26 protein-coding genes are annotated in these 23,691 nt (G+C 63.6%); 15 read left to right on the top strand and 11 right to left on the bottom strand.

Annotated features, from left to right (window positions below):
* Positions 1–5 precede the first annotated feature (5 nt).
* Both AB6802_RS14480 and AB6802_RS14475 read right to left on the bottom strand, forming a co-directional pair.
* Entirely contained in the window at positions 6–1,022 is a 1,017-nt protein-coding gene (locus tag AB6802_RS14480) for a P1 family peptidase (protein WP_371010790.1), read from the bottom strand.
* Entirely contained in the window at positions 1,022–2,092 is a 1,071-nt protein-coding gene (locus AB6802_RS14475; RefSeq protein ID WP_371010789.1) for a branched-chain amino acid ABC transporter substrate-binding protein, read from the bottom strand. Before AB6802_RS14475 ends, AB6802_RS14480 begins: the two co-directional genes overlap by 1 nt.
* A 192-nt stretch (positions 2,093–2,284) precedes the next feature.
* On the opposite strand from AB6802_RS14475, the gene AB6802_RS14470 reads away from it, so the two are divergent.
* The 7 genes from AB6802_RS14470 (at position 2,285) to AB6802_RS14440 (ending at position 8,721) form a co-directional block, all read left to right on the top strand.
* Positions 2,285–2,779 carry a flavin reductase gene (locus AB6802_RS14470; protein ID WP_371010788.1) on the top strand — a complete coding sequence of 165 codons (495 nt, stop codon included), beginning with the start codon at positions 2,285–2,287 and terminating at the stop codon, positions 2,777–2,779.
* 29 nt (positions 2,780–2,808) lie between these two features.
* The gene (locus AB6802_RS14465; RefSeq protein ID WP_371010787.1) at positions 2,809–3,732 is read left to right on the top strand and encodes an AAA family ATPase; all 924 of its coding nucleotides are present in this window, start codon (positions 2,809–2,811) and stop codon (positions 3,730–3,732) included.
* 5 nt (positions 3,733–3,737) lie between these two features.
* The gene (locus tag AB6802_RS14460; RefSeq protein WP_371010786.1) at positions 3,738–4,985 is read left to right on the top strand and encodes a VWA domain-containing protein; all 1,248 of its coding nucleotides are present in this window, start codon (positions 3,738–3,740) and stop codon (positions 4,983–4,985) included.
* Positions 4,986–5,035: 50 nt separating this feature from the next.
* The gene (locus AB6802_RS14455; protein ID WP_371010785.1) at positions 5,036–5,374 is read left to right on the top strand and encodes an XdhC family protein; all 339 of its coding nucleotides are present in this window, start codon (positions 5,036–5,038) and stop codon (positions 5,372–5,374) included.
* 2 nt (positions 5,375–5,376) lie between these two features.
* On the top strand, positions 5,377–6,114 hold the full coding sequence (locus AB6802_RS14450; RefSeq protein WP_371010784.1) for an XdhC family protein: 738 nt from the start codon (positions 5,377–5,379) through the stop codon (positions 6,112–6,114).
* Positions 6,115–6,180: 66 nt separating this feature from the next.
* Positions 6,181–7,797: an NTP transferase domain-containing protein gene (locus AB6802_RS14445; RefSeq protein ID WP_371010783.1), complete on the top strand. Its 1,617-nt coding sequence runs from the start codon at positions 6,181–6,183 to the stop codon at positions 7,795–7,797.
* Positions 7,798–7,830: 33 nt separating this feature from the next.
* The gene (locus AB6802_RS14440; protein ID WP_371010949.1) at positions 7,831–8,721 is read left to right on the top strand and encodes an alpha/beta hydrolase family protein; all 891 of its coding nucleotides are present in this window, start codon (positions 7,831–7,833) and stop codon (positions 8,719–8,721) included.
* Between the two features lie 111 nt (positions 8,722–8,832).
* On the opposite strand, the gene AB6802_RS14435 is transcribed toward AB6802_RS14440, so the two are convergent.
* Positions 8,833–9,882, bottom strand: coding sequence for a DUF1176 domain-containing protein (locus AB6802_RS14435; RefSeq protein ID WP_371010782.1), 1,050 nt, complete (start codon positions 9,880–9,882; stop codon positions 8,833–8,835).
* Between the two features lie 141 nt (positions 9,883–10,023).
* Here AB6802_RS14435 and AB6802_RS14430 point away from each other — a divergent pair, with 141 nt between their 5' ends.
* The gene (locus tag AB6802_RS14430; protein ID WP_371010781.1) at positions 10,024–10,530 is read left to right on the top strand and encodes a DUF1993 family protein; all 507 of its coding nucleotides are present in this window, start codon (positions 10,024–10,026) and stop codon (positions 10,528–10,530) included.
* Positions 10,531–10,598: 68 nt separating this feature from the next.
* Here the strand turns inward: AB6802_RS14430 and AB6802_RS14425 are convergent, their stop codons facing one another.
* Positions 10,599–10,763 (bottom strand): DUF1127 domain-containing protein, encoded by a 165-nt coding sequence (locus AB6802_RS14425; protein ID WP_095765222.1) that lies wholly within the window; start codon positions 10,761–10,763, stop codon positions 10,599–10,601.
* 344 nt (positions 10,764–11,107) lie between these two features.
* On the opposite strand from AB6802_RS14425, the gene AB6802_RS14420 reads away from it, so the two are divergent.
* The 3 genes from AB6802_RS14420 to AB6802_RS14410 all read left to right on the top strand — a co-directional run bounded on the left by AB6802_RS14420 (position 11,108) and on the right by AB6802_RS14410 (position 14,095).
* A complete protein-coding gene (locus AB6802_RS14420) occupies positions 11,108–11,620 on the top strand; it encodes a hypothetical protein (RefSeq protein ID WP_371010780.1) in 513 nt (170 codons plus the stop codon).
* Positions 11,621–11,734: 114 nt separating this feature from the next.
* Entirely contained in the window at positions 11,735–12,802 is a 1,068-nt protein-coding gene (locus AB6802_RS14415) for an aldo/keto reductase (protein WP_371010779.1), read from the top strand.
* A 30-nt stretch (positions 12,803–12,832) separates the two neighbouring features.
* Complete coding sequence (locus AB6802_RS14410; protein ID WP_371010778.1) at positions 12,833–14,095, top strand: cysteine desulfurase-like protein; 1,263 nt, start codon at positions 12,833–12,835, stop codon at positions 14,093–14,095.
* A gap of 4 nt (positions 14,096–14,099) precedes the next feature.
* Here AB6802_RS14410 and AB6802_RS14405 read toward each other — a convergent pair whose 3' ends face one another.
* From AB6802_RS14405 to AB6802_RS14385, 5 genes are read right to left on the bottom strand one after another with little or no spacing between them, the layout of a single operon-like run.
* A complete protein-coding gene (locus AB6802_RS14405) occupies positions 14,100–15,128 on the bottom strand; it encodes a histone deacetylase family protein (RefSeq protein WP_371010777.1) in 1,029 nt (342 codons plus the stop codon).
* A 2-nt stretch (positions 15,129–15,130) separates the two neighbouring features.
* On the bottom strand, positions 15,131–15,640 hold the full coding sequence (locus tag AB6802_RS14400; RefSeq protein ID WP_371010776.1) for an N-acetyltransferase family protein: 510 nt from the start codon (positions 15,638–15,640) through the stop codon (positions 15,131–15,133).
* A 3-nt stretch (positions 15,641–15,643) separates the two neighbouring features.
* Positions 15,644–16,147 (bottom strand): DUF523 domain-containing protein, encoded by a 504-nt coding sequence (locus AB6802_RS14395; protein ID WP_371010775.1) that lies wholly within the window; start codon positions 16,145–16,147, stop codon positions 15,644–15,646.
* A gap of 24 nt (positions 16,148–16,171) precedes the next feature.
* Entirely contained in the window at positions 16,172–17,539 is a 1,368-nt protein-coding gene (locus AB6802_RS14390) for an aspartate aminotransferase family protein (RefSeq protein WP_371010774.1), read from the bottom strand.
* The gene (locus AB6802_RS14385) at positions 17,540–19,189 is read right to left on the bottom strand and encodes a N,N-dimethylformamidase beta subunit family domain-containing protein (RefSeq protein WP_371010773.1); all 1,650 of its coding nucleotides are present in this window, start codon (positions 19,187–19,189) and stop codon (positions 17,540–17,542) included. It lies immediately after the preceding gene.
* 154 nt (positions 19,190–19,343) lie between these two features.
* On the opposite strand from AB6802_RS14385, the gene AB6802_RS14380 reads away from it, so the two are divergent.
* Positions 19,344–19,592, top strand: a complete 249-nt coding sequence (locus tag AB6802_RS14380) for a ParB N-terminal domain-containing protein (RefSeq protein WP_096445374.1) — start codon at positions 19,344–19,346, stop codon at positions 19,590–19,592.
* A gap of 120 nt (positions 19,593–19,712) precedes the next feature.
* Positions 19,713–20,663, top strand: a complete 951-nt coding sequence (locus tag AB6802_RS14375) for an alpha/beta fold hydrolase (RefSeq protein WP_371010948.1) — start codon at positions 19,713–19,715, stop codon at positions 20,661–20,663.
* Positions 20,664–20,708: 45 nt separating this feature from the next.
* Here AB6802_RS14375 and AB6802_RS14370 read toward each other — a convergent pair whose 3' ends face one another.
* The gene (locus AB6802_RS14370) at positions 20,709–21,743 is read right to left on the bottom strand and encodes an isopenicillin N synthase family dioxygenase (protein ID WP_371010772.1); all 1,035 of its coding nucleotides are present in this window, start codon (positions 21,741–21,743) and stop codon (positions 20,709–20,711) included.
* 178 nt (positions 21,744–21,921) lie between these two features.
* Here AB6802_RS14370 and AB6802_RS14365 point away from each other — a divergent pair, with 178 nt between their 5' ends.
* Both AB6802_RS14365 and AB6802_RS14360 read left to right on the top strand, forming a co-directional pair.
* Positions 21,922–22,317 (top strand): GFA family protein, encoded by a 396-nt coding sequence (locus AB6802_RS14365; RefSeq protein WP_371010771.1) that lies wholly within the window; start codon positions 21,922–21,924, stop codon positions 22,315–22,317.
* Positions 22,318–22,438: 121 nt separating this feature from the next.
* The gene (locus AB6802_RS14360; protein WP_371010770.1) at positions 22,439–22,630 is read left to right on the top strand and encodes a hypothetical protein; all 192 of its coding nucleotides are present in this window, start codon (positions 22,439–22,441) and stop codon (positions 22,628–22,630) included.
* Between the two features lie 47 nt (positions 22,631–22,677).
* On the opposite strand, the gene AB6802_RS14355 is transcribed toward AB6802_RS14360, so the two are convergent.
* Positions 22,678–23,607 (bottom strand): hypothetical protein, encoded by a 930-nt coding sequence (locus tag AB6802_RS14355; RefSeq protein ID WP_371010769.1) that lies wholly within the window; start codon positions 23,605–23,607, stop codon positions 22,678–22,680.
* Positions 23,608–23,691 lie beyond the last annotated feature (84 nt).

The following is a 23,691-nucleotide window of genomic DNA, read 5'->3' as shown; positions in this document are numbered from 1 at the left end:
TGGATCTAGCGTGACGACCAGACCGGAAACAAGTCCCCCTCGCTCGGCGTCGCGGCGTATACGCCGCGGCTGATGGCGCGGGCCATGGTCGCACCGGCCGCCGCGAACAGGTCGATTGCCGCGTCGGCGTTGAGCTTGACGCCGCTCTTGCCCGTCGCCAGGGCAAAGACCAGGTCGCCGTCGGCCGGCGTGTGCGTCGGCCAGATGGCGCGGACAAACCCGTCATGCGCCGAGATGGCCAGCCGCTTGGCGGCAGCCTTGGTCAGAACCGCGTCGGTGGCAATGACGGCAATTGTCGTGCTGCCACCCTCCGATTGGCCGCCGACACGCTTGTCGCGGTATTTCAGCAGTATCTGCCTTGCGTCTTCCGGCAGCGGGTTGGGGTAGCCCAGTCCGCCGAACTCGGCGCCGATCTCGAAGGGCGCCGCCCAGAAATGGCGGCTGCGGCCGACGGTCACCGAGCCGGTCGGGTTGACGGCGGCAAGCGCGCCGATGGTGACGCCGCTGTCGAGCACGGTCGAGGCCGAGCCCAGCCCGCCCTTGAGCCCGGACGTCAGCGCCCCGGTACCGGCGCCGACCGTACCGATCGGAAAGTCCGCGGTTGCCGCCTGCACGGCCGCATAGCCCAGGTCGCGATAGGGCGGATAGCGGCCCCAGTCCTTGTCGCCGCCATTGCGCAGGTCGAACAGGATCGCGGCCGGCACGATCGGCACGCGGAAGCCGCCGACTTCGACGCCGATGTTTTTCTCTCGCAACGCCGCCTGCACGCCTGAAGCGGCGTCGAGGCCAAAGGCCGAGCCGCCGGACAGCACAACGGCATGGATGGTCGCGATCGAGTTCTGCGGCTCGAGCAGGTCGGTCTCGCGCGTTCCCGGCGCGCCGCCCAGCACCTGGACACCGGCCACCGCCGGCTCGTCGCACAGCACAACCGTGACGCCGGATTTCAATTTGCCGTCGCCGGCATTGCCGACACGCAGGCCGGCGACGTCGGTGATCAGGTTGCGCGGGCCGGCGCGGAACATCACTTCGCCTCCAGCGGCACGAAATTGGTGCCGTCGAAGCGGAAGACACGGAAAGGGTTCTGGCTGAGGTCGCCTTTTTCGTCGAAGCGTATGGTGCCGATCGCGGTGGTGAAATCGTGCCCGGTCAGCGCCTCGGCAATCGATTTGCCGGACGCTTGCGTATCGGCCAGCGCCGCCTTGGCAATTTCAACTGCGGCATAGGCCGGTAGAGTATAGCCTTCCGGCACGATGTTGCTGGCCGTGAAGGCCTGCACCACCTTGGGGTCGGCGACCTGTTCCCATTCTGGCGGCGCGATCATCAACGTGCCGGGCGCGTAGGGCACGTCGCCGGGCGGCGTGCGCAGATTTTCGCCGCCGGCCAGGGTGATGCCGGCGTCGAGCTGGGCGGCGTCGCGACCCATGATGGCGATGTCGTCTCCATCGCCGCCGGCAAACACTTTGGTTGCGCCTGCCTTCTTCAAACGGCCGACCAATCCGATCTGGTTGTCGAGCTGCGGCCGGAACGTGTCGGTAAAGACCGGCTTCAGCGCTGCCTGCTCGGCCGCGGCGCGAAAGGTCTCGGCGATCTCGCGGCCATAGATGGTGCCGTCATCGACAATGGCGAACAAGTCGTCGCGCCACAATTGGATGAGATTGGTGGCGACCGCGTTGCGTTCATCGTCGCCGCGCGGCCCGAGCCGGTAGACCGGCCAGCCGGTCTTGGCGCGGCGATCGGTCAGGCTTTCGGTGCGGACGCCGACCGTGATCACCGCAATGTTGGCATCCTTCAGGATCGGCAAGGCCGCCTCGATCGCGTCGGTGCAGAGGAAGCCAACGACAATATTGACTTTTTCGGCCGCGAATTCCTTCGCTGCCGCCGCGCCGCCATCGGCCGTGCAGGCATCGTCTACAGTCTTGACGGTGACGCCATTCGTCTCCGCGGCCTGCTCGGCACCGTTCTGGACCTGCTTGCCGAGGGTGGCTGACGGACCAGACAGAGGGCCGGCGACGCCGATAAGAATCTCGGCGTTGGCATTGGCGGCCAGCGCCAGCAAAAGCAGCGCGGCTGAAGTCGTCGTGAGAAGGCGCATTCGGGTGATGAAATCCTCCGTGCCGGGAGTATAGTTCCGACACTGTTCCAGCAAAGACCTAAAGGCTGGCTTAGCGCCGCGCAACACGCGAATTTGCGGATTGCGGTCAAGCACTTCGCCCGTGCTGGCCGGCTTGTGACGCGCAATAGGCCGCCATATATAACGAGCTTGCTCTAGTAGGTGGATTATCGCGTGCTCAAGATCAACGACATAGGACCGCAGCACTATCGCGACGCGATGGCGCATTTTGCCGGCCATGTCCATGTGGTGACGACGGACGGCCCCGGCGGCAAAAGGGGCGCGACGGTCATCGCCGCCTGCTCGGTCTCCGATACGCCGCCGACGGTGCTGGTCTGCCTCAATCGCGAGAACGCCAAGAACGAGGCTTTCATCAAAAACGGCAAGTTCGCGCTGAACACGCTGGCTTCGGACCAGGAGGCTGTCTCGGTCGGCTTTTCGGGCGTCACCGGCTTGCCGGCGGATGAGCGCTTCGCCCTTGCCGAGTGGGACGTGATCTCGACCGGGGCGCCGACTTTGAAAGGCGCGCTCGCCGTGTTCGACTGCGAAATCATCGACAGCAAGGATCTTGCCACCCACCGTGTGCTTTTTGGCAAGGTGACAGGCCTGCGCATCGGCGATAATTTGCGGCCGCTGATCTACCACAACCGCGGCTACCATTTTCTTTGAAGCGGGTGGGCGGGATCGACGGAGATAAGATGACCGCGCCGCGCCCCGCGCCGAACTCGATCGACGAGACGCTCGATCTTTTGACCGGCGCGGACTATGTCGCCGACCGCTCCCTGGCAACGGTGCTGTTTCTGTCGCTGCGCATGCAGCGGCCGCTGTTCCTCGAAGGCGAGGCCGGCGTCGGCAAGACCGAGATCGCCAAGGTGCTGGCTGCGGCGCTTGGGCGCCGGCTGATCCGCCTGCAATGCTACGAGGGGCTCGACGTCTCCTCGGCCGTCTATGAGTGGAACTATGCCGCCCAGATGATCGAGATCCGCATGGAGGAGGCGGCGGGCAAGGTCGTGCGCTCCGATATGGAGCGCAATGTCTTCTCCGAAAAATACCTGATCCGCCGGCCCGTGCTCGACGCGCTGACCGGCAAGAAAGGCGCCGCGCCGGTTTTCCTGATCGACGAGCTTGACCGAACCGACGAGGCCTTCGAGGCCTTCCTGCTCGAAATCCTGTCGGACTTCCAGGTGACGGTTCCCGAGCTCGGCACGATCAAGGCGGAAGAGCCGCCGATCGTCATCATCACCACCAACCGCACGCGCGAGATCCACGACGCGCTGAAGCGGCGCTGTCTCTATCACTGGGTCGACTATCCCAATGCCGAGCGTGAGCTGGAGATCGTACGCCGCAAGGTGCCGCAGGCCAACAGCCGGCTGTCGGCCGAAGTGGTGTCCTTCATCCAGAAATTGCGCCAGGTCGAATTGTTCAAGGCGCCGGGCGTCGCCGAGACCATCGACTGGGCCGGCGCGCTGACCGAGCTCGACAAGGTGGCGCTTGACCCGGAAACCGTGTCCGACACGATCGGCGTGCTTTTGAAATACCAGGACGATATCGCTCGCATCGGCGCGGGCGAGGGCCGGCGCATCCTCAATGAGGTGAAGGCCGAGCTTTCGGCGGCGGAGTAGCCCGGATGCCTTCGCGACCGGAACCCAGGGAGGCGCTCGCCGACGGACGCATCGCCGACAACATCGTCTATTTCGCCCGCACGCTGCGCAAAGCCGGCATGCGTGTCGGTCCGGCCTCGGTCAAGGATGCCATCGAGGCTGTGCTTGCCGCCGGCATCGGCTCGCGCGACGATTTCTACTGGACGCTGCATGCCGTGCTGGTGTCTCGGCATGAGGATCATCCGGTCTTCGACGAGGCTTTCCGGCTGTTTTGGAAATCGCGCGAACTGATCGAAAAGATGCTGGCGATGTTTTCGCCGGTCGCGCCCGACACGAGTGAGAAGCAAAAGCCGCGCGCGGCGGAAAACCGTGTCAGCCAGGCGATGTTCGAGGGCCATAGCAAGAACCAGCCTGTACGGGAAGTGCCTGAGATCGAGGTCGATGCGCGCCTGACCTTTTCCGGCAACGAGGTGCTGCGGGCTAAGGACTTTGCGCAGATGGACGCAGGCGAGATGGCTGAGGCCAAGAAGGCGATCGCGGCGTTGCGCCTGCCGTTCGACACGGTGCGCACGCGCCGCTTCAAGGCTGACGCTCAGGGGCGGCGCATCGATCCGCGCGCCATGATGCGTTCGGCCGCGCGCACCAGTGGCGCGCTCATCCTGCCGAAGTACCGCTTACCGCGCGAAGTGCACCCGCCGCTGGTGGTGCTGGCCGACATTTCCGGCTCGATGAGCCAGTACACCCGAATTTTTCTCCACTTCCTGCACGCGCTGACGGAAAAGCGCCGGCGCGTGCATGCCTTTGTCTTCGGCACACGGCTGACGAACCTGACTCGCCAGATGCGCCATCGCGATCCGGACGCGGCGCTGGCCGAATGCTCGGCGACCGTCAAGGACTGGTCGGGCGGCACCCGCATCGGCGACACGCTTGCCGAATTCAACCGGATGTGGTCGCGGCGCGTACTGGGGCAGGGCGCCGTGGTGCTTTTGATCACCGATGGGCTCGAACGCGACGACGTTGCCGGCCTGGCGGAAGAGATGGAGCGGCTGCACAAATCCTGCCGCCGGCTGATCTGGCTCAATCCGCTGCTGCGCTTCGACGGTTTCGAGGCGCGGGCTCGTGGCGTGAAGGCGATGCTGCCGCATGTCGACGAGTTCCGCGCGGTGCATAACCTTGATGCGCTGGCCGATCTGTGCGCATCGCTCGACCAGAGACCGGCTGCCGCGGTCGATCTGCGCCGCTGGCTGCAAGCTGGCGGGAGGCAGGCGGCATAGCCATATGAATTGCAGGATCACCCGAAAAACCGACTTTGCGAGAAGCAACGATGGACGAGAACATGTATCTCGATGAGGCCCGCGATCCTCTGATCATCGCGGAGGGCTGGATGAAGGATGGCAAGGATGTCGCGATCGCCACCGTGGTCGAGACCTGGGGTTCGGCGCCGCGCCCGGTCGGCAGCCATCTGGTGATCGATGCCGAAGGCAATTTCCACGGTTCCGTTTCCGGTGGTTGCGTCGAGGGCGCGGTGGTGAGCGAAGCGATCGACGTTATCGATACCGGCAAAGCCAAAATGCTTGAATTCGGCGTCGCCGACGAAACCGCATGGCAGGTCGGCCTGTCCTGCGGCGGCCGCATCAGGGTCTATGTGGAGCGGCTCGGTTAGATATGGATCCCTACGCTCTCAAAACGCTCAATGCCGAACGTCGCGCGCGTCGCGCGGCGATCCTGGTCACCGACCTCGGCGATGGTCGCGACCGCATCGTGCGCGAAGGCGATCCGGTTGCTGGCGATCTGGGAGCGGCGATCGCCAAGGCATTTCGGACCGGCAATTCGGGTTCGGTCGAGGCCGAGGGGCGGACTTTCTTCCTCAACGCGCATCTGCCGCAGCCGCGGCTGGTGGTGATCGGCGCCGTCCATATCAGCCAGGCGCTGGCGCCGATGGCCCGGATTGCCGGCTATCCTCTGGAGATCGTCGATCCGCGCACCGCCTTCGCCACGCCGGACCGCTTTCCCGATGTGGCGCTGCACGCCGAATGGCCGGAAGATGTGCTGAAGCGCCAGCCGCTCGACAGCTATACAGCACTCGCCGCCGTGACCCATGATCCGAAGATCGACGATTTCGCCTTGAAGGCGGCGCTCGACGCCAGATGCTTCTATGTCGGGGCGCTGGGCAGCCGCAAAACCCATGCCAAGCGCGTCGAGCGGCTGCTGGCACTGGGCGCCGGCGCGGACCAGATCGCGCGCATCCATGCGCCGATCGGCCTTGACATCGGCGCCGCCAGCCCGGCCGAGATCGCCGTTGCCATCCTGGCGCAGACCATCCATGCCTTCCGCTCGCGCGGCCTCGAAGCCACCGCATTGGCTTCAAAAGCGGAACCGATTTTGGAAAAGCACGATGCGTAGATTCAAAGTAGTAGAGCGTCCTTTGCGCGTCCAAGAGGACGCGCGGCGCTCTACGGGCGCCGTGGCGTGAAGTTCGGCCCTGTCTCGATCGACGAGGCGCAAGGCGCGGTGCTGGCGCACGCTGTGACGGCCGGCGGGCGGCGGTACCATAAGGCTCACCGCTTGAGCGCCGAGGATGTCGCGATCCTGAAGGCAGCCGGCATCGTCGAGGTTGTTGCCGCCGTCCTGGCAGCCGACGATCTCAGCGAGGATGCGGCGGCGACCAGGATCGCAGCCGGGATGAGGCGCCGCAACATCGACGCCAGGCCGGCGGCGACCGGGCGGGTCAACCTGCATGCAGAAGCGGCCGGCGTCTTCACCGTCGATGCCGGCATGATCGATGCCATCAACGCGGTCGATCCGGCGATCACGATCGCCACGCTGGCGCAGCACGCGCCGGTCGAGCCGGGGCAGATGGTGGCGACGGTGAAGATCATTCCGTTTGCCGTCGCGGGAGGCCTGGTCGAAAAGGCCGTCGGAATCTGCGCTGCGGGCGAAATCTTCGCGGTCAACGCCTATCGACCGGTCAAGGTCGGCGTCATCCAGACTGTCCTTCCCGGCACCAAACCGAGCGTGCTCGACAAGACGCTGCGCATCACCGAAGTCCGGCTGGCGCGCTCCGGCAGCCGGGTGACGGCGGAGCGCCGCACGCCGCATGAGGTAGTGCCAGTCGCGGCGGCTGCCGCGGCGCTGGCGCGCGACAATGATTTTGTGGTGATCTTCGGCGCCTCGGCGATGAGCGATTTCGCCGATGTCGTGCCGGCTGCGATCGAGCAGGCGGGTGGTACGGTCATCCGCGCCGGCATGCCGGTCGATCCCGGCAATCTGCTCGTGCTGGGCACACTCGACGGCAAGCGGGTCATCGGCGCGCCGGGTTGCGCGCGCAGCCCGAAGGAGAATGGCTTCGACTGGGTGCTGGATCGCCTGATTGCCGGGCTCGATGTCACCGCGAGCGACATTGCCGGCATGGGCGTTGGAGGCTTGTTGATGGAGATCCCGACACGGCCACAACCACGTGAGCCGGCACCAAGAGCGGCAAATTCCGAGTTGAAGGTCGACATCGTGCTTCTGGCCGCAGGCCGTTCCAGCCGCATGGGCGGCCCGAACAAGCTGATGGCGCTGTTCGAGGGCAAGCCGCTGGTGCGCCGCACCGCTGAGCGGACGCTAGGTTCCAAGGCCAACGGCACCATCGTCGTCACCGGGCATCAGCGCGAGCGCATCCGCTCCGCGCTTGCCGGCCTGGATGTGCGGCTCGCCGACAATCCGGATTTCGCCGACGGCCTCGCCTCTTCCCTGAAGGCAGGCATCGCCAATGTCGCCCATGATGCGGCAGGCGCGATGATCGTGCTCGGCGACATGCCGGGTGTTTCGTCAGAGGACCTCGACAGCCTGATCGACGCGTTCCGCCGCTCGGGCGGCCGCGCGGTGGTGCGGGCATCACATCAAGGCAAACGCGGCAATCCGGTGCTTTTGCCGCGCGCGTTGTTTGCGGCCGTCGCGCAGCTTGAGGGCGACACCGGCGCGCGCCATCTTGTCGAGGCCGGCGGGCTCGATGTCATCGATGTCGAGATCGGGCAGGGCGCCTCGATCGATGTCGACACCCGCGAGGCGCTGGAAGGGGCGGGCGGCGTCCTGCAGGATTGACAAACCGAAGGCGAATTTCGCATGCCTTTGGACATGTCTTTCCATTTCCGCTTTCTCTTCGTGCTGCCTGTCGCAATTGGGTTCGCCGTCTCGGCTGCCCACAGCCAGGGGCTGTCGTTAAAACCGTTCAAGGACGATCTCTTCGCCTATCCGCCAACGCTATCTTCCGGCGACAACGGCGCCTACACGGTGCTCGACTATCACGAGATGCGCGACATCAACCAGCGCGACGAGGTGCCGGAAAAGCGGGTGCGCGCCCAGTACAGCGATCCCGGCGTGCGCAAGGTCCAGCAGGATCTGATGCTGAAATCCGATACCGGCGACATAAGGCATGTCGCGGTCGGCAGAACACAAGGCGCTTCGATCGTCGTGCTTTACCTGCACGGGCAGGGCGGCAGCCGTAAGCAGGGCGTCGACGACTTCACCTTCGGCGGCAATTTCAACCGCATCAAGAATTTGATGGCGGCCAATAACGGCCTCTATCTTTCACCGGATTTCCCCGATTTCGGCGACAAGGGCGCGGCGCAGGTCGCGGCGCTGATCGACCATTATGCGCAGCAGTCGCCAGGGGCGAAGATCTTCGTCGCCTGCGGTTCGATGGGCGGCATGATCTGCTGGAAGCTCGCCGATCGCAAGGACATGGGCAGCCGCATCAACGGGCTGTTGCTGCTCGGCTCGCTGTGGGACGACAGTTTTCTGACGAGCCCCGCCTTTAAGCGCCGCATTCCGGTGTTTTTCGGCCAGGGCAGCCACGACGTGGTCTTCCCGGTCGATAAGCAGGAAGCCTTCTTCCGCTCGATCCTGGCCAAGTCGAAGACCTATCCGACCCGCTTCGTGCGCTTCGAGACCGGCACGCATGGCACACCGATCCGCATGGTCGACTGGCGCGGCACGCTGAACTGGATGCTGACCAAAGCGCCCTAGAGCGTTTCACCGTTTCATAGAAACGGCGAAGCGCTCTAACTCTTTGTTATTACGCAATTCCGGGCGGAAAACCGCTCACACTTTTCCTGGAATTGCTCTAAAGGCCTCCCTTCAAGGCGCGGAGTTGTAGTCGACGATGGTCTGCGGATTTTGCTCGCCATCGTATGACGCGTCGACGTCATACTGCACGAGGGAAAAGTCACCATTGCGGAACAGGTAAGTTCCCGATGACGAGGCATCAGCCATCCCACGCCATTTGTTGAAGGTGCTGATGGTCTTGGTTTTGTCGTCGTAGTCAGAGTTGGTCGCCCAGCCGCTCGTCTGGAAGCCGATGATGTGGATCGCTTCGACCTTGCCCTCACTGTCGTTGTTCTCGTAGCGGATATCGAGCTCCGGCTCGGTGAACTGCAACTGCGTCACGCCATCGACATCGTTCCCGATGTAATAGACCTCGCTTTCGTTATAGGCGGCCATTGAGCAGAAAAAGCGGAACAGTCTTGTCTCGCGCTCAGGATCGTTGGGCTGAGCATCTTTGTCTTTGTAATGGATAGAGTATGCTTCCGGTTCTCCAATCGGCTTACCTTCCGTATCCTGCTTGTCGCACTGGTCGCCATAGGTGGCGAGAAAGGCCTTCTTGGCCTGCTCCAGCGCCGTGTCCTTCTTCGGCGGCGGCGGGCCGTCGCCGCAGCTTGCCGGCACCGCGCTGTCGAAATCCTCGGTCGACGGTTTCAGCGCGCCCTTGTCGATGAAGATCGGCTGGAAAGGCGGTTCCTGGATCTGCGCGTTGACCTGGCGGAGCGTGTAGCAACCGGCAAAAACCTTGGCCTCGCCCTTTTTGTCGGTCGCCTGGATGGCGACCGGAACGCTGTAATAGATGCTGCCGGCGGCACCTTCGTCGGATACGGCGCCAGTCATGACCTCGACGGTGTTGGTATCGTCGTAACCTTTGACGAAAGCGGCAAAATCCTTTGCCGGCTTGGTATCGCCGAAGTAACCCCAGGCGCGGGCGAACTCGTGCCGGCCGATGGCGCTGTAAAGCGAGCGGACGACCGACTCTGCGCTGGACCTGTCGTCGATATAGGGCGCGTCGGCGGCCCGCGCCTGCTGTCCTATGCAGATTAGGGAGAGAAAGGCGGTCGCTGCGAAAGTGGCGCGTCTCATCGGGTCCTCCACTGGGGTAGCGAAAATACTACCACGGCGATTGCGGCGACGTGGTGACGCCGCTCAGCGACGGCTTGAAGAATCGTGGCGGGAGGCGCTAGGTCACGGCCCGCGGCGCTGGGGCCGCCTGGGAGATAACCCATGACCATTTCCATGTACGACATATCGGTCGGCGTCTTTTCGGCTCGGCTCAAGGCGTTGGCCAGCGTGCTGACAGCGGCCGAGCAGAACGCCGGCGAGCGCAAGATCGACCCGCAGGTGTTGCTGACAGCCCGGCTCGCACCCGACATGTTCGCGTTGGCGAGGCAAGTACAGATCGCCACCGACCACGCCAAGGGCGCGCCGTCGCGGCTCGCCGGCCGCGAGGTGCCGAAATACGAAGACAATGAATCAAGCTTCGCCGAGTTGCAGGCCCGAATCGCCAAGACGCTCGATCATCTGGCGTCTTTTTCGGCGGCCGATCTGGAAAGCTCGGAGGACAGGACGGTCGAAGTGCGGCTCGGCGGGCGCGAAACCACGCTGCCAGGCCTGCAATATCTGCTGCACCTGGCGATGCCGAATTTCTACTTCCACATCACCACGGCCTACGACATCCTGCGCCACAATGGCGTGCCGCTCGGCAAGCAGACTTTCCTGGGAAATCGCTGACCGGATAGGAGTCTAGAGGTTTCCCGGAACCTTCCGGGAAACCTCTTTTTCGGTGCCTGGTTGCGCCTTCAGCGGATCGACATTTCACGCGCGATACGCGGGAAATCCGCCGGCTTGATGCCGATGTCGGCGCGGTCGGCGTTGCTCATCGCATTCAGAAGCGCGAGCGCCGAACGGTAACGCTGGTGCTCCTGCGGCCTTGGCCGCGCGAACATTTCAGTGAAGAACCCCATGACTCTGTGCCCCAGTTCATCCTCCACGCTCAACTATATAGACGAATTGTGAAAATTGTGCAGTGCAGCAATTGCATGGCTGCCATGCCAAACGATTTTTTTCGACACAATCGATTTTCGCTGAAACTTTCCGTTCGGCCGGAACGTACGCCTAGATGCTGGCACATGGCCGGCTTTTTCCTCGCCACTCCTGGCGATTTTGCCGGGCTGTGTGAAAATGCAGTCCGGCTTTTTATGTTTGCGCCCTTCGAACGCTCGAGAGTCCCCATGAATGCCGGCAATTCTCATAGCCGTAGGCATTCATTTTTAACGACAGCGCCCTATGCTCGATGGATGAGAAATGCATGCCGTTGCGACAGAGGGAGGCTGAGATCGGCACCAAGCGTGATTTCGCTTCGTTGCTCGACGACCTGATCACCGCCTCCGAGAAGGGCGAGGATGAGGGCGCAAGGCCGTCTATTCCGTTCGATTATCTGTCGGTGGCGGACGAGCTCCATTCCGGCCGCATCAAGGTCGCCGGCGAGAGCGTCGCCGCCGAGTATCGCGAGGCAGGTGCCGACCTGGCCGCCGAATTCGCTGCGCTGCTCGACCAGGCGAAATTGACGTTGGCCGCTGAGGAACAGCGCCCGGAAGAAAAGCTGCCGCCGATCGATCCCGAATCGATTGCCGGAGAGCTTGGTCTCGACCGTTCCGCCAAGAATGCCGATCTTAGCCGCATACGCCGCAGCTTCGCCTTCGCCAACCATCCCGACCGCGTCGCACCGCATTTGCGCCAACGCGCCATGATCCGTATGCAGGTGGCCAACATGCTGATCGACGAGGCCAAGCGACGGGCCCTGGCCGGCGCCAGAAGGTAGCGGCTCGAAGTTCACGCAAAAGCTGCCGCAACGGGCTTGGAGAACCTCCGGCCTATGCTTTATGCTTGAATTTCCTCCCCGCGCTGTCCGCGCAACCTCCCACCGGAGAATTCCATGCATAAACGCCGCCTCGGTCGGACCGATCTTCTTGTTTCGCAAATCTGTCTCGGGTCGATGACCTGGGGCCAGCAGAACACCGAGGCGGAGGGCCATGCGCAGATGGACCTCGCCTTTTCGCGCGGCGTCAATTTCATCGACACGGCAGAGCTTTACCCGATCCCGCCGAAGGCGGAGACGCAGGGCCGGACCGAAAAGATCATCGGCAGTTGGCTGAAGGCGAAGGGCAACCGCGACAAGGTCGTCGTCGCCTCGAAAGTTGTCGGCCGCACCGGCAACAGTTGGTTTCGCGGCGACCGGCCTTCGCAGCTCAACCGCGCCGACATTTTCGACGCGGTCGAGAAGTCGCTGGCCAAGCTCGGCACCGACTATATCGATCTCTATCAGATCCATTGGCCGGAGCGGGATATCCCATGGGGATCCAACCCGACGCGCATCGGCGCGATGCCGCGCCGCGCCGATAGCGAAGGCGCGTCGTCCGACGAGACGCCGATCGCCGAGACGCTCGCGGTTTTCGAGGATCTGGTGAAAGCCGGTAAAATCCGCCATTTCGGCCTGTCGAACGAGAGCTCCTGGGGCGTCATGCGCTACCTCTTCGAATCCGAAAAGGGCGTCGGTCCGCGTGTCGCCTCGCTGCAGAACGCCTATAATCTGGTCAACCGCACCTTCGAAGTGAACCTCGCCGAGGTCTGCACGCGCGAAGATATCGCGTTTCTTCCCTATTCGCCGCTGGCGCAGGGCTATCTGACCGGCAAATACGACCACGGCGCGCGGCCGCAAGGCTCGCGTTCACAGCTCTTCAACCGCGGCCAGCGTTACGAGACGCCGAACGCGGCCGAGGTGCAACTGGAATACAACGAGCTGGCGCGTTCCTTCGGCATGGAGCCGGCGCTGTTTGCCAACGCTTATGTGTCGAGCCGGCCGTTCGTGACCGCCAACATCGTCGGCGCCACCAGCGTCGCGCAGCTCGACATCGCTTTGTCCTCGGCCGACGTGACCTGGACCGAGGAAATGCAGAAGGCGGTCGACGCCATCCACCAGCGGGTCGGCAATCCGTGCCCGTGACCGGGAATTGTTGAGGAAAGACGGGGGACGATGGCAGATTTTCCGATCGAGGCCGTGCGCGGCAAATTTCCGGCGCTTTCGCTGACCGACAAAGGCCGCCGCATCTATCTCGACAATCCGGCCGGCACGCAGGTGCCGCAAGCGGTGGCTGACGCTGTGTCGCGCTGTCTGCTCACCACCAATGCCAATCTCGGCGGCTTCTTCGAGACGACGGTGGCGGCACAGCAGGTGGTCGACGACGCGCATGCCGCGATGGCCGATTTCCTCAACGCCGCAAGCGTCGAGGAAATCGTCATCGGCGCCAACATGACGACGCTGACCTATCACATGTCGCGCACGCTTGGCCGCACGATGAAGGCCGGCGACGAGATCATCGTCACCCGCATGGACCATGAGGGCAACGTCTCGCCCTGGCTGCAGCTGGCCGAGGATCTTGGGCTGGTCGTGCGCTTCCTACCTTTCGACGAGAAGAGCTGGCAGGTCGAGGAAGCGGCGCTGAAGACGCTGCTTTCGGACAAGACGCGGCTGGTGGCGTTGAACTATGCCTCCAACCTCACCGGATCGATCAACCGCGTGAAAGCGTTGACGGCGATCGCCAGGCAGACCGGCGCGCTGGTCTATGTCGATGCCGTGCAATTCGCGCCGCATGGCCTTGTCGACGTGCAGGACATCGGCTGCGACTTCCTGATCTGCTCAGCCTATAAATTCTTCGGCCCGCATATGGGTATCCTGTGGGGTCGCCGCGATGTCATCGACGCGCTGAAACCTTATAAATGCCGCTGCTCGTCCAATGGTCTGCCGGAGCGTTTCGAGCTCGGCACGCCGCAGATCGAGCTGATGGCCGGGCTGACCGCGGCCGTTGACCACTTCGCCGATCTCGGCGCGGCAGCCGGCGAGAGTGGTTCGCGCCGGCAGCGGATCGCGAAGGCCTTCGAGGTATCGATCGCCTATGAGAATGCCCTGGCCCGGCAGCTGATCGAGGGTCTATCGGATATCGACGGTCTGGTCATCCGCGGCATCACCGATCCGGAGCGTTTTGACGAACGCGTGCCCACCGTTTCCTTCACCGTCGAAGGCATCGTGCCGGAAACCATCGTGCGGCAGATGAATGCCGAAAACATTTTTCTGTGGTCCGGCCACAATTACGCGTGGGAGATCGTCCATCAGCTCGGCATCCCCGCCGAACAAGGTGTCGTGCGCATCGGCATTGCGCACTACAACACGGCGGCGGAAATCGAGGAGACGCTGGAAAGCGTGCATCGGGTGATCGCGATGCTACGGCAGCAGCGGTGAGCTGTTATCTATGTTTGCCGCCGAAGCCGGTCAGAAACGCAGTAAGGTTGTCGCCGAGCGCATCGCAGAGATAGCCGCCTTCCTGGACGATCACCGTCGGCAGCCCAAGCCCGGCAATCGCTTCGCCGATGCGTGAGAAACCGGGCGTCGTCACCGAAAGTCCGCCGAACGGGTCGCCTTCGAAGGCATCGAGCCCAAGCGCGACCACCAGCGCTTCAGGGGCGAAGGCGCGTATGCGCTGAAACGCTGTGGCAAGCGCTTCGAGAAACGCGGCGTCGACGGATTTGCGCGGCAGCGGCAGGTTGAAATTATGGCCGAGGCCCGGGCCTTCGCCGCGCTCGTCGGCATGGCCCCAGAAGAACGGGTAGAAGCGCACCGGATCGGCATGCAGCGAGACGGTAAGCACGTCCGGTCGTGCATAGAAAATGCCTTGCGTGCCATTGCCGTGATGTAGGTCGACATCGAGGATGGCGACGCGCGTAGCGTTTTTCCGCAGCACTTGCGCGGCAACCGCCGAATTGTTGATGAAGCAGAAGCCACCGGCGACATCGGCGAAGGCATGGTGGCCGGGCGGGCGGCAGAGCGCGTAGGCGGCAGGCGCGCCGGCCATGACGGCTTCCGCTCCCTCCACCGCGCTCCAGGCGCTCCAGAGCGCGCTGTCCCAGGTCTCAGCCGAGATCGGGCAGGCGGTGTCGGCCATGTGGTAGCCGGCCTGGCCGACCGCCGAGGCCGGATAGGAGCCGCCTCGGGCAATCGGGTGGATGTTCGGGATGACTTCCGCCGAGGCGCCTTCGATGCGCTGCCAGCGCGCGAAAATATGCTCGAGGAAGTCGAGATATTCAGGCGTGTGCACGGCGGAAATCGGACCGAGTCCATAATTTTTCGGCCTTTCGACCGTCAATCCGGCAGATATTGCGCCGGCTAACAATCTCTCGATCCGCTCCGGTTTTTCCGGGTTCGGCTGCGGCGCGCCGCTGGACAGAAAAGCCTTTGGATCGTGGCGTTTCTGCTCTTCGGCATAGAAGGCTTTCATCGTCATTCCTCCGGGGCGTCGGCAAAAGCGAAGAAGGCGTCGCCAACGATTTTTTGCACCTGCTCGTAGTTCGCCCAGCCGATGCCCAGTCGTTCATAGAAGGCCTTGGCGGTCTCGTTGTCGGTGTCGACGGAGAGCCGCAGATAAACGCCGCCCGCCGCGCGGCAATCCTTCGCCACGCGCCGCAGCAGCTTCTCGCCGATGCGGCGGCCGCGGAAGCGGTCCTCGACATAGAGATCCTGGATATAGACGCCCGGGCGTCCCATCCAGGTCGAGAATACAGGGAAATGCACGCAAAGGCCTGCAAACTCGCCGTCGACCTCGGCAATCAGCGTCGAGAAGGCCGGCCTCTCGCCGAAACCGTAGCGGCGGAGGTCTTTCGCCGTCGATTTGATCTCCTGGTGGCCGCCGATGTGAGCGCCTAGGCGCAGCAGAGCGGCATAGATGGTTTCGACGTCGTCGATGGTGCCTGGTCGCAGAACGGTATCGGCGGTTGGGGTTTTCTGTGGCATCGATCAAGCCACGTTTGGATCGGATCGGGTCAAAAGATCATCAAGTTCGTCGATCTGGTCCTCCGAGAAGACGCGGATGCCGTTCTCTTCCAGCAACGCGGTGGTTGTGCCGCGACCGGATATGCGGCTTCCGGAAAAACTCCCATCATAGATGAAGCTGCTGCCGCAAGACGGACTGCCGTCGGTGAGGACGGCGAAGCGGCATCCGGTTTCGCGCGCAAGGTCGAGCGCAAGCTGGCCGGCCTCACGGTAAAGCGCAGTCACATCTCCTCCGGTTCGCTCGATCACCCGACCACCACCTCGCAGCACCGCATGGCCGTCGCCCGAACCTTGGATCTCGGCCGGAGGACGCGGCGTGGAGAAGCCGGCCGCGACCTCCGGGCAAATCTGCACGATCCGGCCTTCGGACTGCCAGCGCGACAGCACGGGATGGTCATTGAGCCGGTATGAGCCATTGTAGCGCACCTTGCTGCCAAGCAGGCATGCCGAGACGAGTATCCTTTCCATTTCGGCTCCTCCCCTTGCGCGACCTCAGCGATTGACCGGCAAATCGAGTTCGGCGGCAAGCGCTTCCAGCGTGTCGCCAAGCACCGCGATGATCTCACCGATCTGGTCGCGGGTCGTGATCAACGGCGGGCAGACCATGAAATTGTCGCTCACCGGTCCGCCGCGAACGCGCCGCGAGTAGACGATCAGCCCGCGCTCAAAGGCCAGATCGATGAGCCGCAGATTGGCGTTGAGGTTTTGAGGCAATGGCGTCCTGGCCACGGGATCGGCGTAGAGTTCGGCGCCCATGAACAGGCCCTTGCCGCGCACATCGGCCACGAAAGGAAAGCGACCGGATAGGGCTTCGAGCTCGCTCCGCAGCACCTCGCCCATGGCGGCGGAATTCTCGACCAGGCCGAGGCGGTCGACCTCGCCAAGAACGGCAACGCCCGCCGCGCAAGCCACTGGGCTACCACCGTAGGTGTGGCCATGCAGGAACCCACCCGCTTCGACAACCGGTCCCACGATCCTCTCAGTCGCGGCCAGCGCGCCGAGCGGCGCATAGCCCGAGCTCAGCCCTTTCGACAGCGCGACGATATCCGGCCGGCAGGACCAGTGGTCACCGCCGAGGAACTTGCCGGTACGGCCAATGCCGGTCATCACCTCGTCATGGATAAGCAGGATGCCGTGGCGATCGCAGATTTCGCGGATGCGGGGAAAATAGCTATCGGGCGGGACAAGTGCTGCGGTCGCGGCGCCGCCGATCGGCTCCATGATGAAGGCGAGAACGCTTTCTGGCCCTTCCTCCAGGATTTTTTCCTCGAGCATATCCGCATAGCGGATGCCGCGCTGTTCCATCGACAGATTGTCTTGATCGCGATGGATAAACGGGGCCGGCACCAGCGGCATAGGCCGGCCGACAGTGTCGAATGTCCTGGTCAGGACATCGTCGCCGGTGACGGCAAGCGCGCCGAGCGTGATGCCGTGATAAGATGGCATGCGCCCGATGATTTTCCAGCGCTTCTCCTGACTTGTCGCCACCGCCCATTGGCGCGCGAGCTTGATACAGGCCTCGACCGCTTCGGAACCGCCGGAGACGAAATAAATCCGGTCGAGGCCGTTCGGAAGCCGGTCGGCCAGGCTTCGCGCCAGCGCGACGGCCGGTTCGTTTTCGAACTGGAAGATGTAAGCGAAGCTGACGCGGTCCAGCTGCCGCTTCATCGCATCGATGACGTTGCGATTGCCGTGTCCGACATTGACGTTGACCGCGCCGCTCGAGCCATCAATGTAGCGGCGGCCGGCCTTGTCCCACAGATAGATGCCGTCTGCGCGGTCCACCATCGGCTGACGCCGGCGTGTGAAATGGAAAAGGTTCGGTCGGCGGTCGGCGTCGATGGTCTGCACAGCGCTCATTCAACCCCTCTTGTCGCGGCCCAGATAGCGGTCGAGAACATTTTTCGTCACGCGTTCGACCATCGGATCCTGCCTTAGCAGGCCAGCGACCCATTCGCAGCTTCCAGCGTGGAACACCTCGCCCTTGCCGCGCGGAAAGTTGACGATCATGCCATTGCCGCGCTTGACCTTGTCGAGGTTGGCGTCGCTCGCCTCGCCGAACAATGTCTCGGCGGTGAAGCGCCCGTCCTCGTCGGTGAGGAACTGGTCCTCGATCGGGATGTCGGCGCTTTCCTCGACCTGGCTCGCCATGCCGACGGCAAGCACCTGCAATCCGTCGGGCGCGCCGCTGTCGGATGTCGGGTAGGGCAGGCCGCCGCGGATCTCGAAATCGAGGCCGTCGACTTCATAACCATAGACATGGCTGTCGGCGCCGAGCAGGTCGCCATAGTAGACGCCGGTGCCGGCGAAGGCCCAGTGCTCCGGACGGTAGACCGGGAAGCCGCGCACGCCGCGCGGCGCACAGCCGCCCCAGCCGGCGTAGACGCCCCTGGTCGCGTTGAGGCCGAAGGTGGCGCTGCCGGGACGGCCGATCTCGGGCGCTTCCCAGGAATTGGTGGCGCGGGTCACGTCGCCGCCGCGATAGGCGGGATCCTCGGCCCGAGCGCGATATTTGTAGCAGACCTGCCGGCGGCCTTCGTCCTCCAGCCTGGTCTGCCACATGAAATTGCCGGCGAAGCGTGCCGCATGGCCGCCGCGCTCGACATAGGTGTCGACCGCGTCGCGCATCTCCCAGGTCCAGTATTCGTCATGGCCGACGAAGACGACGCAGTCATAGCCTTCGAGGATTTCGGGCGAAAAGTGCAGATCGTGCTGGCTGGCGAGATCAATGGCATAGCCTTGGCGCTCGGCGAAGCGGAAGAGATGGCTGTCATAGCTCGCCCAGCCGGAAGAGGCGTATTTCTTGGAGTGGCCGGTGGCGAATGCCCATTCCATGTGCGGGTAGCGCGGCACGGTTTTCGGCGGCACGGCGACTTCCAGAGGCACGCGCGGCGCATCCTTGGGCAGCACCGCGAAGCCACGGCACCACGGGCGTTGCGTCGATACCATTGTGGCGTACCGGTCGCGCTTCGGGCCGGTGATGCCCTGGTAGTGGTTGGAGCCGCCCCACGTGTTGTAGGCGAGCCAGGTGCCGGTCGCCGCGACCTGCAGCAGGCGGCCGGGTTTCCTGCCCGGCAGCGGCGCGACGATGAAAAGGTGATGACTGAGGATCAGCTTGCCGTCCCGGCCATCGGCCGTCAGCGTTATCCGGTAGGCGCCGGACGGCCAGTCGGCATCGACGCGGAATTCGAACGAGGCTTGCCAGCCGCAGCCTTCTACCGAGCATTGGTCGGGCGTGTCCTGCCAGTGCGCCGACAGGCCGGTCTTCTCAAAGACTTTGGTCTCGACGCCGCCGTCGCGGAAGACGGCGATGCCGTATTGCGGCGCCGTCGCGCTGACATGCAGCGTCACCGTCTCGCCCGGACGGTAGGAAAAGCGGTCGGCGTAGCACCAGATTTCGCCACGCTCGCCGTCCATGCCCGGCCATTCGTAATAATGGCCTCGCACCGCCTCGCGGCGCTGTTCGGGCGTCAGCCCGAAATCGGGGAATTCGGTCGGCAACAGCGTCAAGGAACACCTGAAACGAAGAGGCCGCCATTGAGACCATTGGCCGGCCAAGCGTCAAATGGAAACGATCGGGCCAGCAATTGCTTAGCCGCCCTTGGCCATACCGGCCAAAGCGACTATTTCAGATAAGGCGGTATTTTCCGCCCTGGGAGCGGGCATGCTAAGAGTGCAAAAGGTCAAGGTCGGCGACATCTACGTGCCGACGGCGCGCAAGAAGACACTCCACCCCGAAACGGTCCGTCACCTGGCCGAGGATATCCTCGAGAACGGCCTGAAGACGCCGATCCAGGTGCGCCACGACGGCAAGCGCCATATCCTCGTCGAAGGGTTGCATAGGCTGGAAGCCGCCAAATGGCTGGGCGAGACCGAAATCGACGCTTATCTCGTCCAGGCCAAGCGCCACTAGCTTTTCTCAACCTCCTGATCCCACTGGGTTTTTCGCGAATGCCGCAAATTTCTTTGCGGGCCGTGTCGGCACGAGCTCTGTCGCAGCGTCCTTGGGGTATTCCACCTGGAGGAGACCCCAATACCCAAAACCCTGTTTTTCGCCGTTCTTGCTTCCGCCGTGGCCCTGGTGGCCACGCCAAGCGCCAAATCCGAAGAGGTAAAGCCAGCCATGACCACCGCTCAGAACAAAGCGCCCGCAAAACCGGAGAAATCCGGCCTTCTGCCGATCGACGGCCTGAACTACTATTACGCCGTCTACGGCAAGGGCGAGCCGCTGCTCCTGCTGCATGGCGGTCTCGGTTCGACCGATATGTTCGCGCCGATCCTGCCGAAGCTCGCCGAGCATCGCACGGTGATCGCCATCGACCTGCAGGGACACGGCCGGACCGCGCTGGGCGATAGCCCGTTCAGCCTGCAGGCGAATGGCGACGACATGGCCGCCATCGTCAAGACGCTCGGCTACGACAAGGTCGATGTCATGGGCTATTCGCTGGGGGGCGGCGTCGCTTTCCGCATGGCGGTCCAGCATCCCGAGGCGGTGCGTCGTCTGGTCCTGATATCGACCGGCTACGCTGCCAACGGCTTCTACGACGAGATGCGCCCGCAGCAGGCGCAAGTGAGCGCGGCGGCCGCTCCGTTCATGAAGGACACGCCGATGTACAAATCCTACGTCGCGGTGGCGCCGCATCCGGAGGATTTTCCAAAACTGCTCGACGCGCTCGGCAATTTCATGCGCGTCGACTACGATTTTTCGGCCGATGTGCCGAAGCTGACGATGCCGGTCATGCTCGTCTATGGCGACAGCGACATGTACAAGCCCGAGCACGAGATCAAGTTCTTTCAGATGCTTGGCGGCGGGCTCAAGGATGCCGGGTGGATGCGTGAACACCTGTCGCAGAACCGGCTGGCCATCCTGCCCAATCGCACGCATTACGATGTCTTCTTCGCGCCGGAACTGGTCACCACGACACTGCCTTTCCTCGACGGCGAGACCAAGGTGAAGAGCTGGGACGAAATGGTCAGCGAATGACCAAAGACGCTGGCCGCCAGCTTCGGCTGAGCGGCCAGCGTATCGTCAGGAGGCTTTCGCCCGACGCGGCTGGCGCAGGTGCCTGACGCCGTTCATCTCGACGAATTTCGTCGCCGTATCCCAAAGATAGTCGCCGTAAAGGAACGGCTCGAAGGGCTCGGCGTCTTTGAGCGGCAGCGGCGCGATCTCGGCGTCGACGCGCGGTTCATAGAAGAACGGGATCGAAAAGCGCGCCTTTCTCGGCGCGATCACCCGGTGTCTCGTCGCGCGCACGCGGCCGGTGGTCCAGCGCTCCAGCAACTGACCGAAATTGACGGCAAGCGTGTTGTCGGCGGGCGGCACGTCGATCCATTCGCCGGCAAGGTTTTTCGCCTGCAAGCCTTCGACACCGTCTTGCGCCAGCAAGGTGACGAAACCGGAATCGGCATGTTCGCGACCGATGATCGTGCGTGTCTCGCCTTTGTGCAGCACGGAGAAATCCGGGCCGCGCAGGTCGATGCCGCTGTTCGGCTCGCGCAGCGGATAACGGATCAGCCGCAAGGTCGAAATGCCGCCTTCGAAATCGGCATCGAAGATGGTTTCCGGGAGGCCGAGCCCGCGCGCGACCGAGCGCAGCAACGCGTTGCCGACCGCTTCCATCGCCTGGTAGTAGCCGGCGGCGGCCGCGCGCCAGCCGGGCAGGGCGCTTTCGGGCGGCAGCGGCGTCGCCTCGCGGAGTGGGTCGTCGGCATCGACGCCCGTCGGAACGGCCCGTGCGCTGGCGATGTCCGGCCCCATGTCGATGCCTTCCTTATGGGAGACGGCATTCGGCTGCAGCGGGAACCAGCCGCGATAGACATTTTTCTTCGTCGGATCGAAATTCCAGCGCAGCAGCTTCTGCTTCTCGGCCTCAGGCAGCGAAAAGAGCGCCAGCAGCCGTGCCCGGTTCTGCGGCGTCAGCCAGCCGTCGCCCGGGAAATCGCGGATCGCCATGAAGCCGATCCCGGAGGCCGCGGCCATGATCCTGGCGTCGGTTTGATCGCGGGCGGGCGAGGGCGGCCCGAACAATGCTGCGATCGCGATCGTATCGATATCGGCCATCAACTCCTCCACCGGACGATGCAAGCAGGGCGTAGCTGCCGCCGATTGTCAATCACAGACAAATGCTGGTCGCTGGGCCACCGCATCAGCATAATCGATCGCTTCCCATCAGAGCTTTTTGATTGACGCGGTGACGCCGACCGCTACCGTGCCCCTATCCCACGAACGAGTGATTGCGATGACGAAATACCAGGGCGGATGCCTGTGCGGTGCGGTGCGCTACAAGGCCGGGGCGGAGCCGATCAACGAACGCGTCTGCCATTGCGGGCTTTGCCAGAAGGCGATCGGCGCCACCTTCAACGCACGGCTTCTGTTCCGCCTCGACGACGTGACCATCGAAGGCCATGTGGCGACCATCAACACCTCGCCGGACCTCAAGCGCGGCTTCTGCCCGGCCTGCGGCACGACGATGTTTTCGCGGCGCGATTCCAGGGGCATGATCGGCATCACGTCAGGCTCGCTCGATGATCCTTCGGTGTTCAAGCCCGACATGCATTTCTGGACCGCCTCGAAACAGCCATGGCTGCGGCTGGACGATGGCCTGCCGCAATATGAAGGCGCGCCGCCGGCCTGATTCACTTTTTACTGCACAAAAATTTCATCTTCGATTCACGAGATAGCCGGCAAAGCGTCATTGGCGGGCCACGATTGGCTGCCTATTTATGGCGTGCGGGCCGAGATCGAGGAGACGACGGATGAGCGAGACCATCAACACCCTGGATGAGCTGCTGAACGACCCGATGGTGCAACTTGTCATGGCGCGCGATCGCGTCCAGCCGGCCGAGCTGCGCACCAATATCCTCAGGGCCCGCAGCAAGATCGACGAGGCTTTGCCGCCTGCGCATGTCGTGGCAAAGACCTGCCTGCAGCAATGGCTGCACCGCTGAGGCATCACGGGCTTCCGTCGACAATGGCGCAGGGCGACGACAGGCTGTCAGCTCGAATATGCGGGCAAATAACTGTAATGGCTCCGGAAATAGGCGAGCTTGAAGCCGAGCCGGTCGTAGTTGCGATAGGCCGGCCCGTCACGCTCGAGGCGCGGCGCCTCGATGTCGGCGACAAACAGCTTCGCGCCAGCGGCGATGCCGTCGCGAACCAGCCTTTCCCCAAGCATGGCGTCGAGATCGAAACTCTGCGTCATGATGCCTGGTATCGGCGCCTCGATGCCGGTCCAGGCGGCGCCGTCTGAGATGAACAGCGAGCGCACCGCCTCCACCGCGCCTCGGCGTCTTAGCATGTAGTGATGCCAGCCCTTGCGGCCGACGAGCGCCGTGAGCCAGGGCGAGGTGGGCAGCCTGTATTTTCCGTCGATGAAGGAAGCCCATTGCGGAGCCGTTTCGGACGTGACTTCCTCAACCGACAGATCGTCAACGGGGATGAGCGGGTCGGTCGGGAACAGCGGTTCGGGCGCCAGCGGCGTCGCGTCGCGAAAAATGCGCTCCCAACCGCCTTGCTGCTGCAGCCCGCGTGCTTCCAGCCAGCATCTCAGCCGTGACGGCTCCGCATGCGGATTGACATAGAACCACGGCCGCATGACGCCGACATCGCGGTAATGCGCGAGCAACGCGTCGAGCTGAGCCTCCGAGGTCGGGCTATCGACGCCGATATTCTTCACGCAGTTGAAGTGGATGAACGGGATCGTCGTGCAGGTGGTCCAGACAAGGTCGCCGTCGCTGGCGATCGACAGCCCGTGCCGCGCCGCGAAATCCGCGGGCGCGGCTTCGTAAAGGTCGAGCCAGGCAGCGACTTCGGCGCGCTCGACGGCACGGCTGATATCGCGCGATATCTCCTCGATCGCGATTTCCGGGACATGCGTTTGCGGCGGCACGGCGGGCTGCAGTTCCGAGAGGGCGCTGGTCGACATGGTGATGCTCCTCCGATTTGCCTTACACTGTAAGATTAGCTGATGTTAATGTTAAGATGGCCATTGTCAAGCAGGATTAGCGGC

It is taken from the genome of Mesorhizobium sp. RCC_202 (assembly GCF_041355295.1).
Classification (GTDB): Bacteria; Pseudomonadota; Alphaproteobacteria; order Rhizobiales; family Rhizobiaceae; genus Mesorhizobium.
Note: the sequence above shows the minus strand (reverse complement) of the source record. Positions and strands in the feature narration are given on the sequence as shown.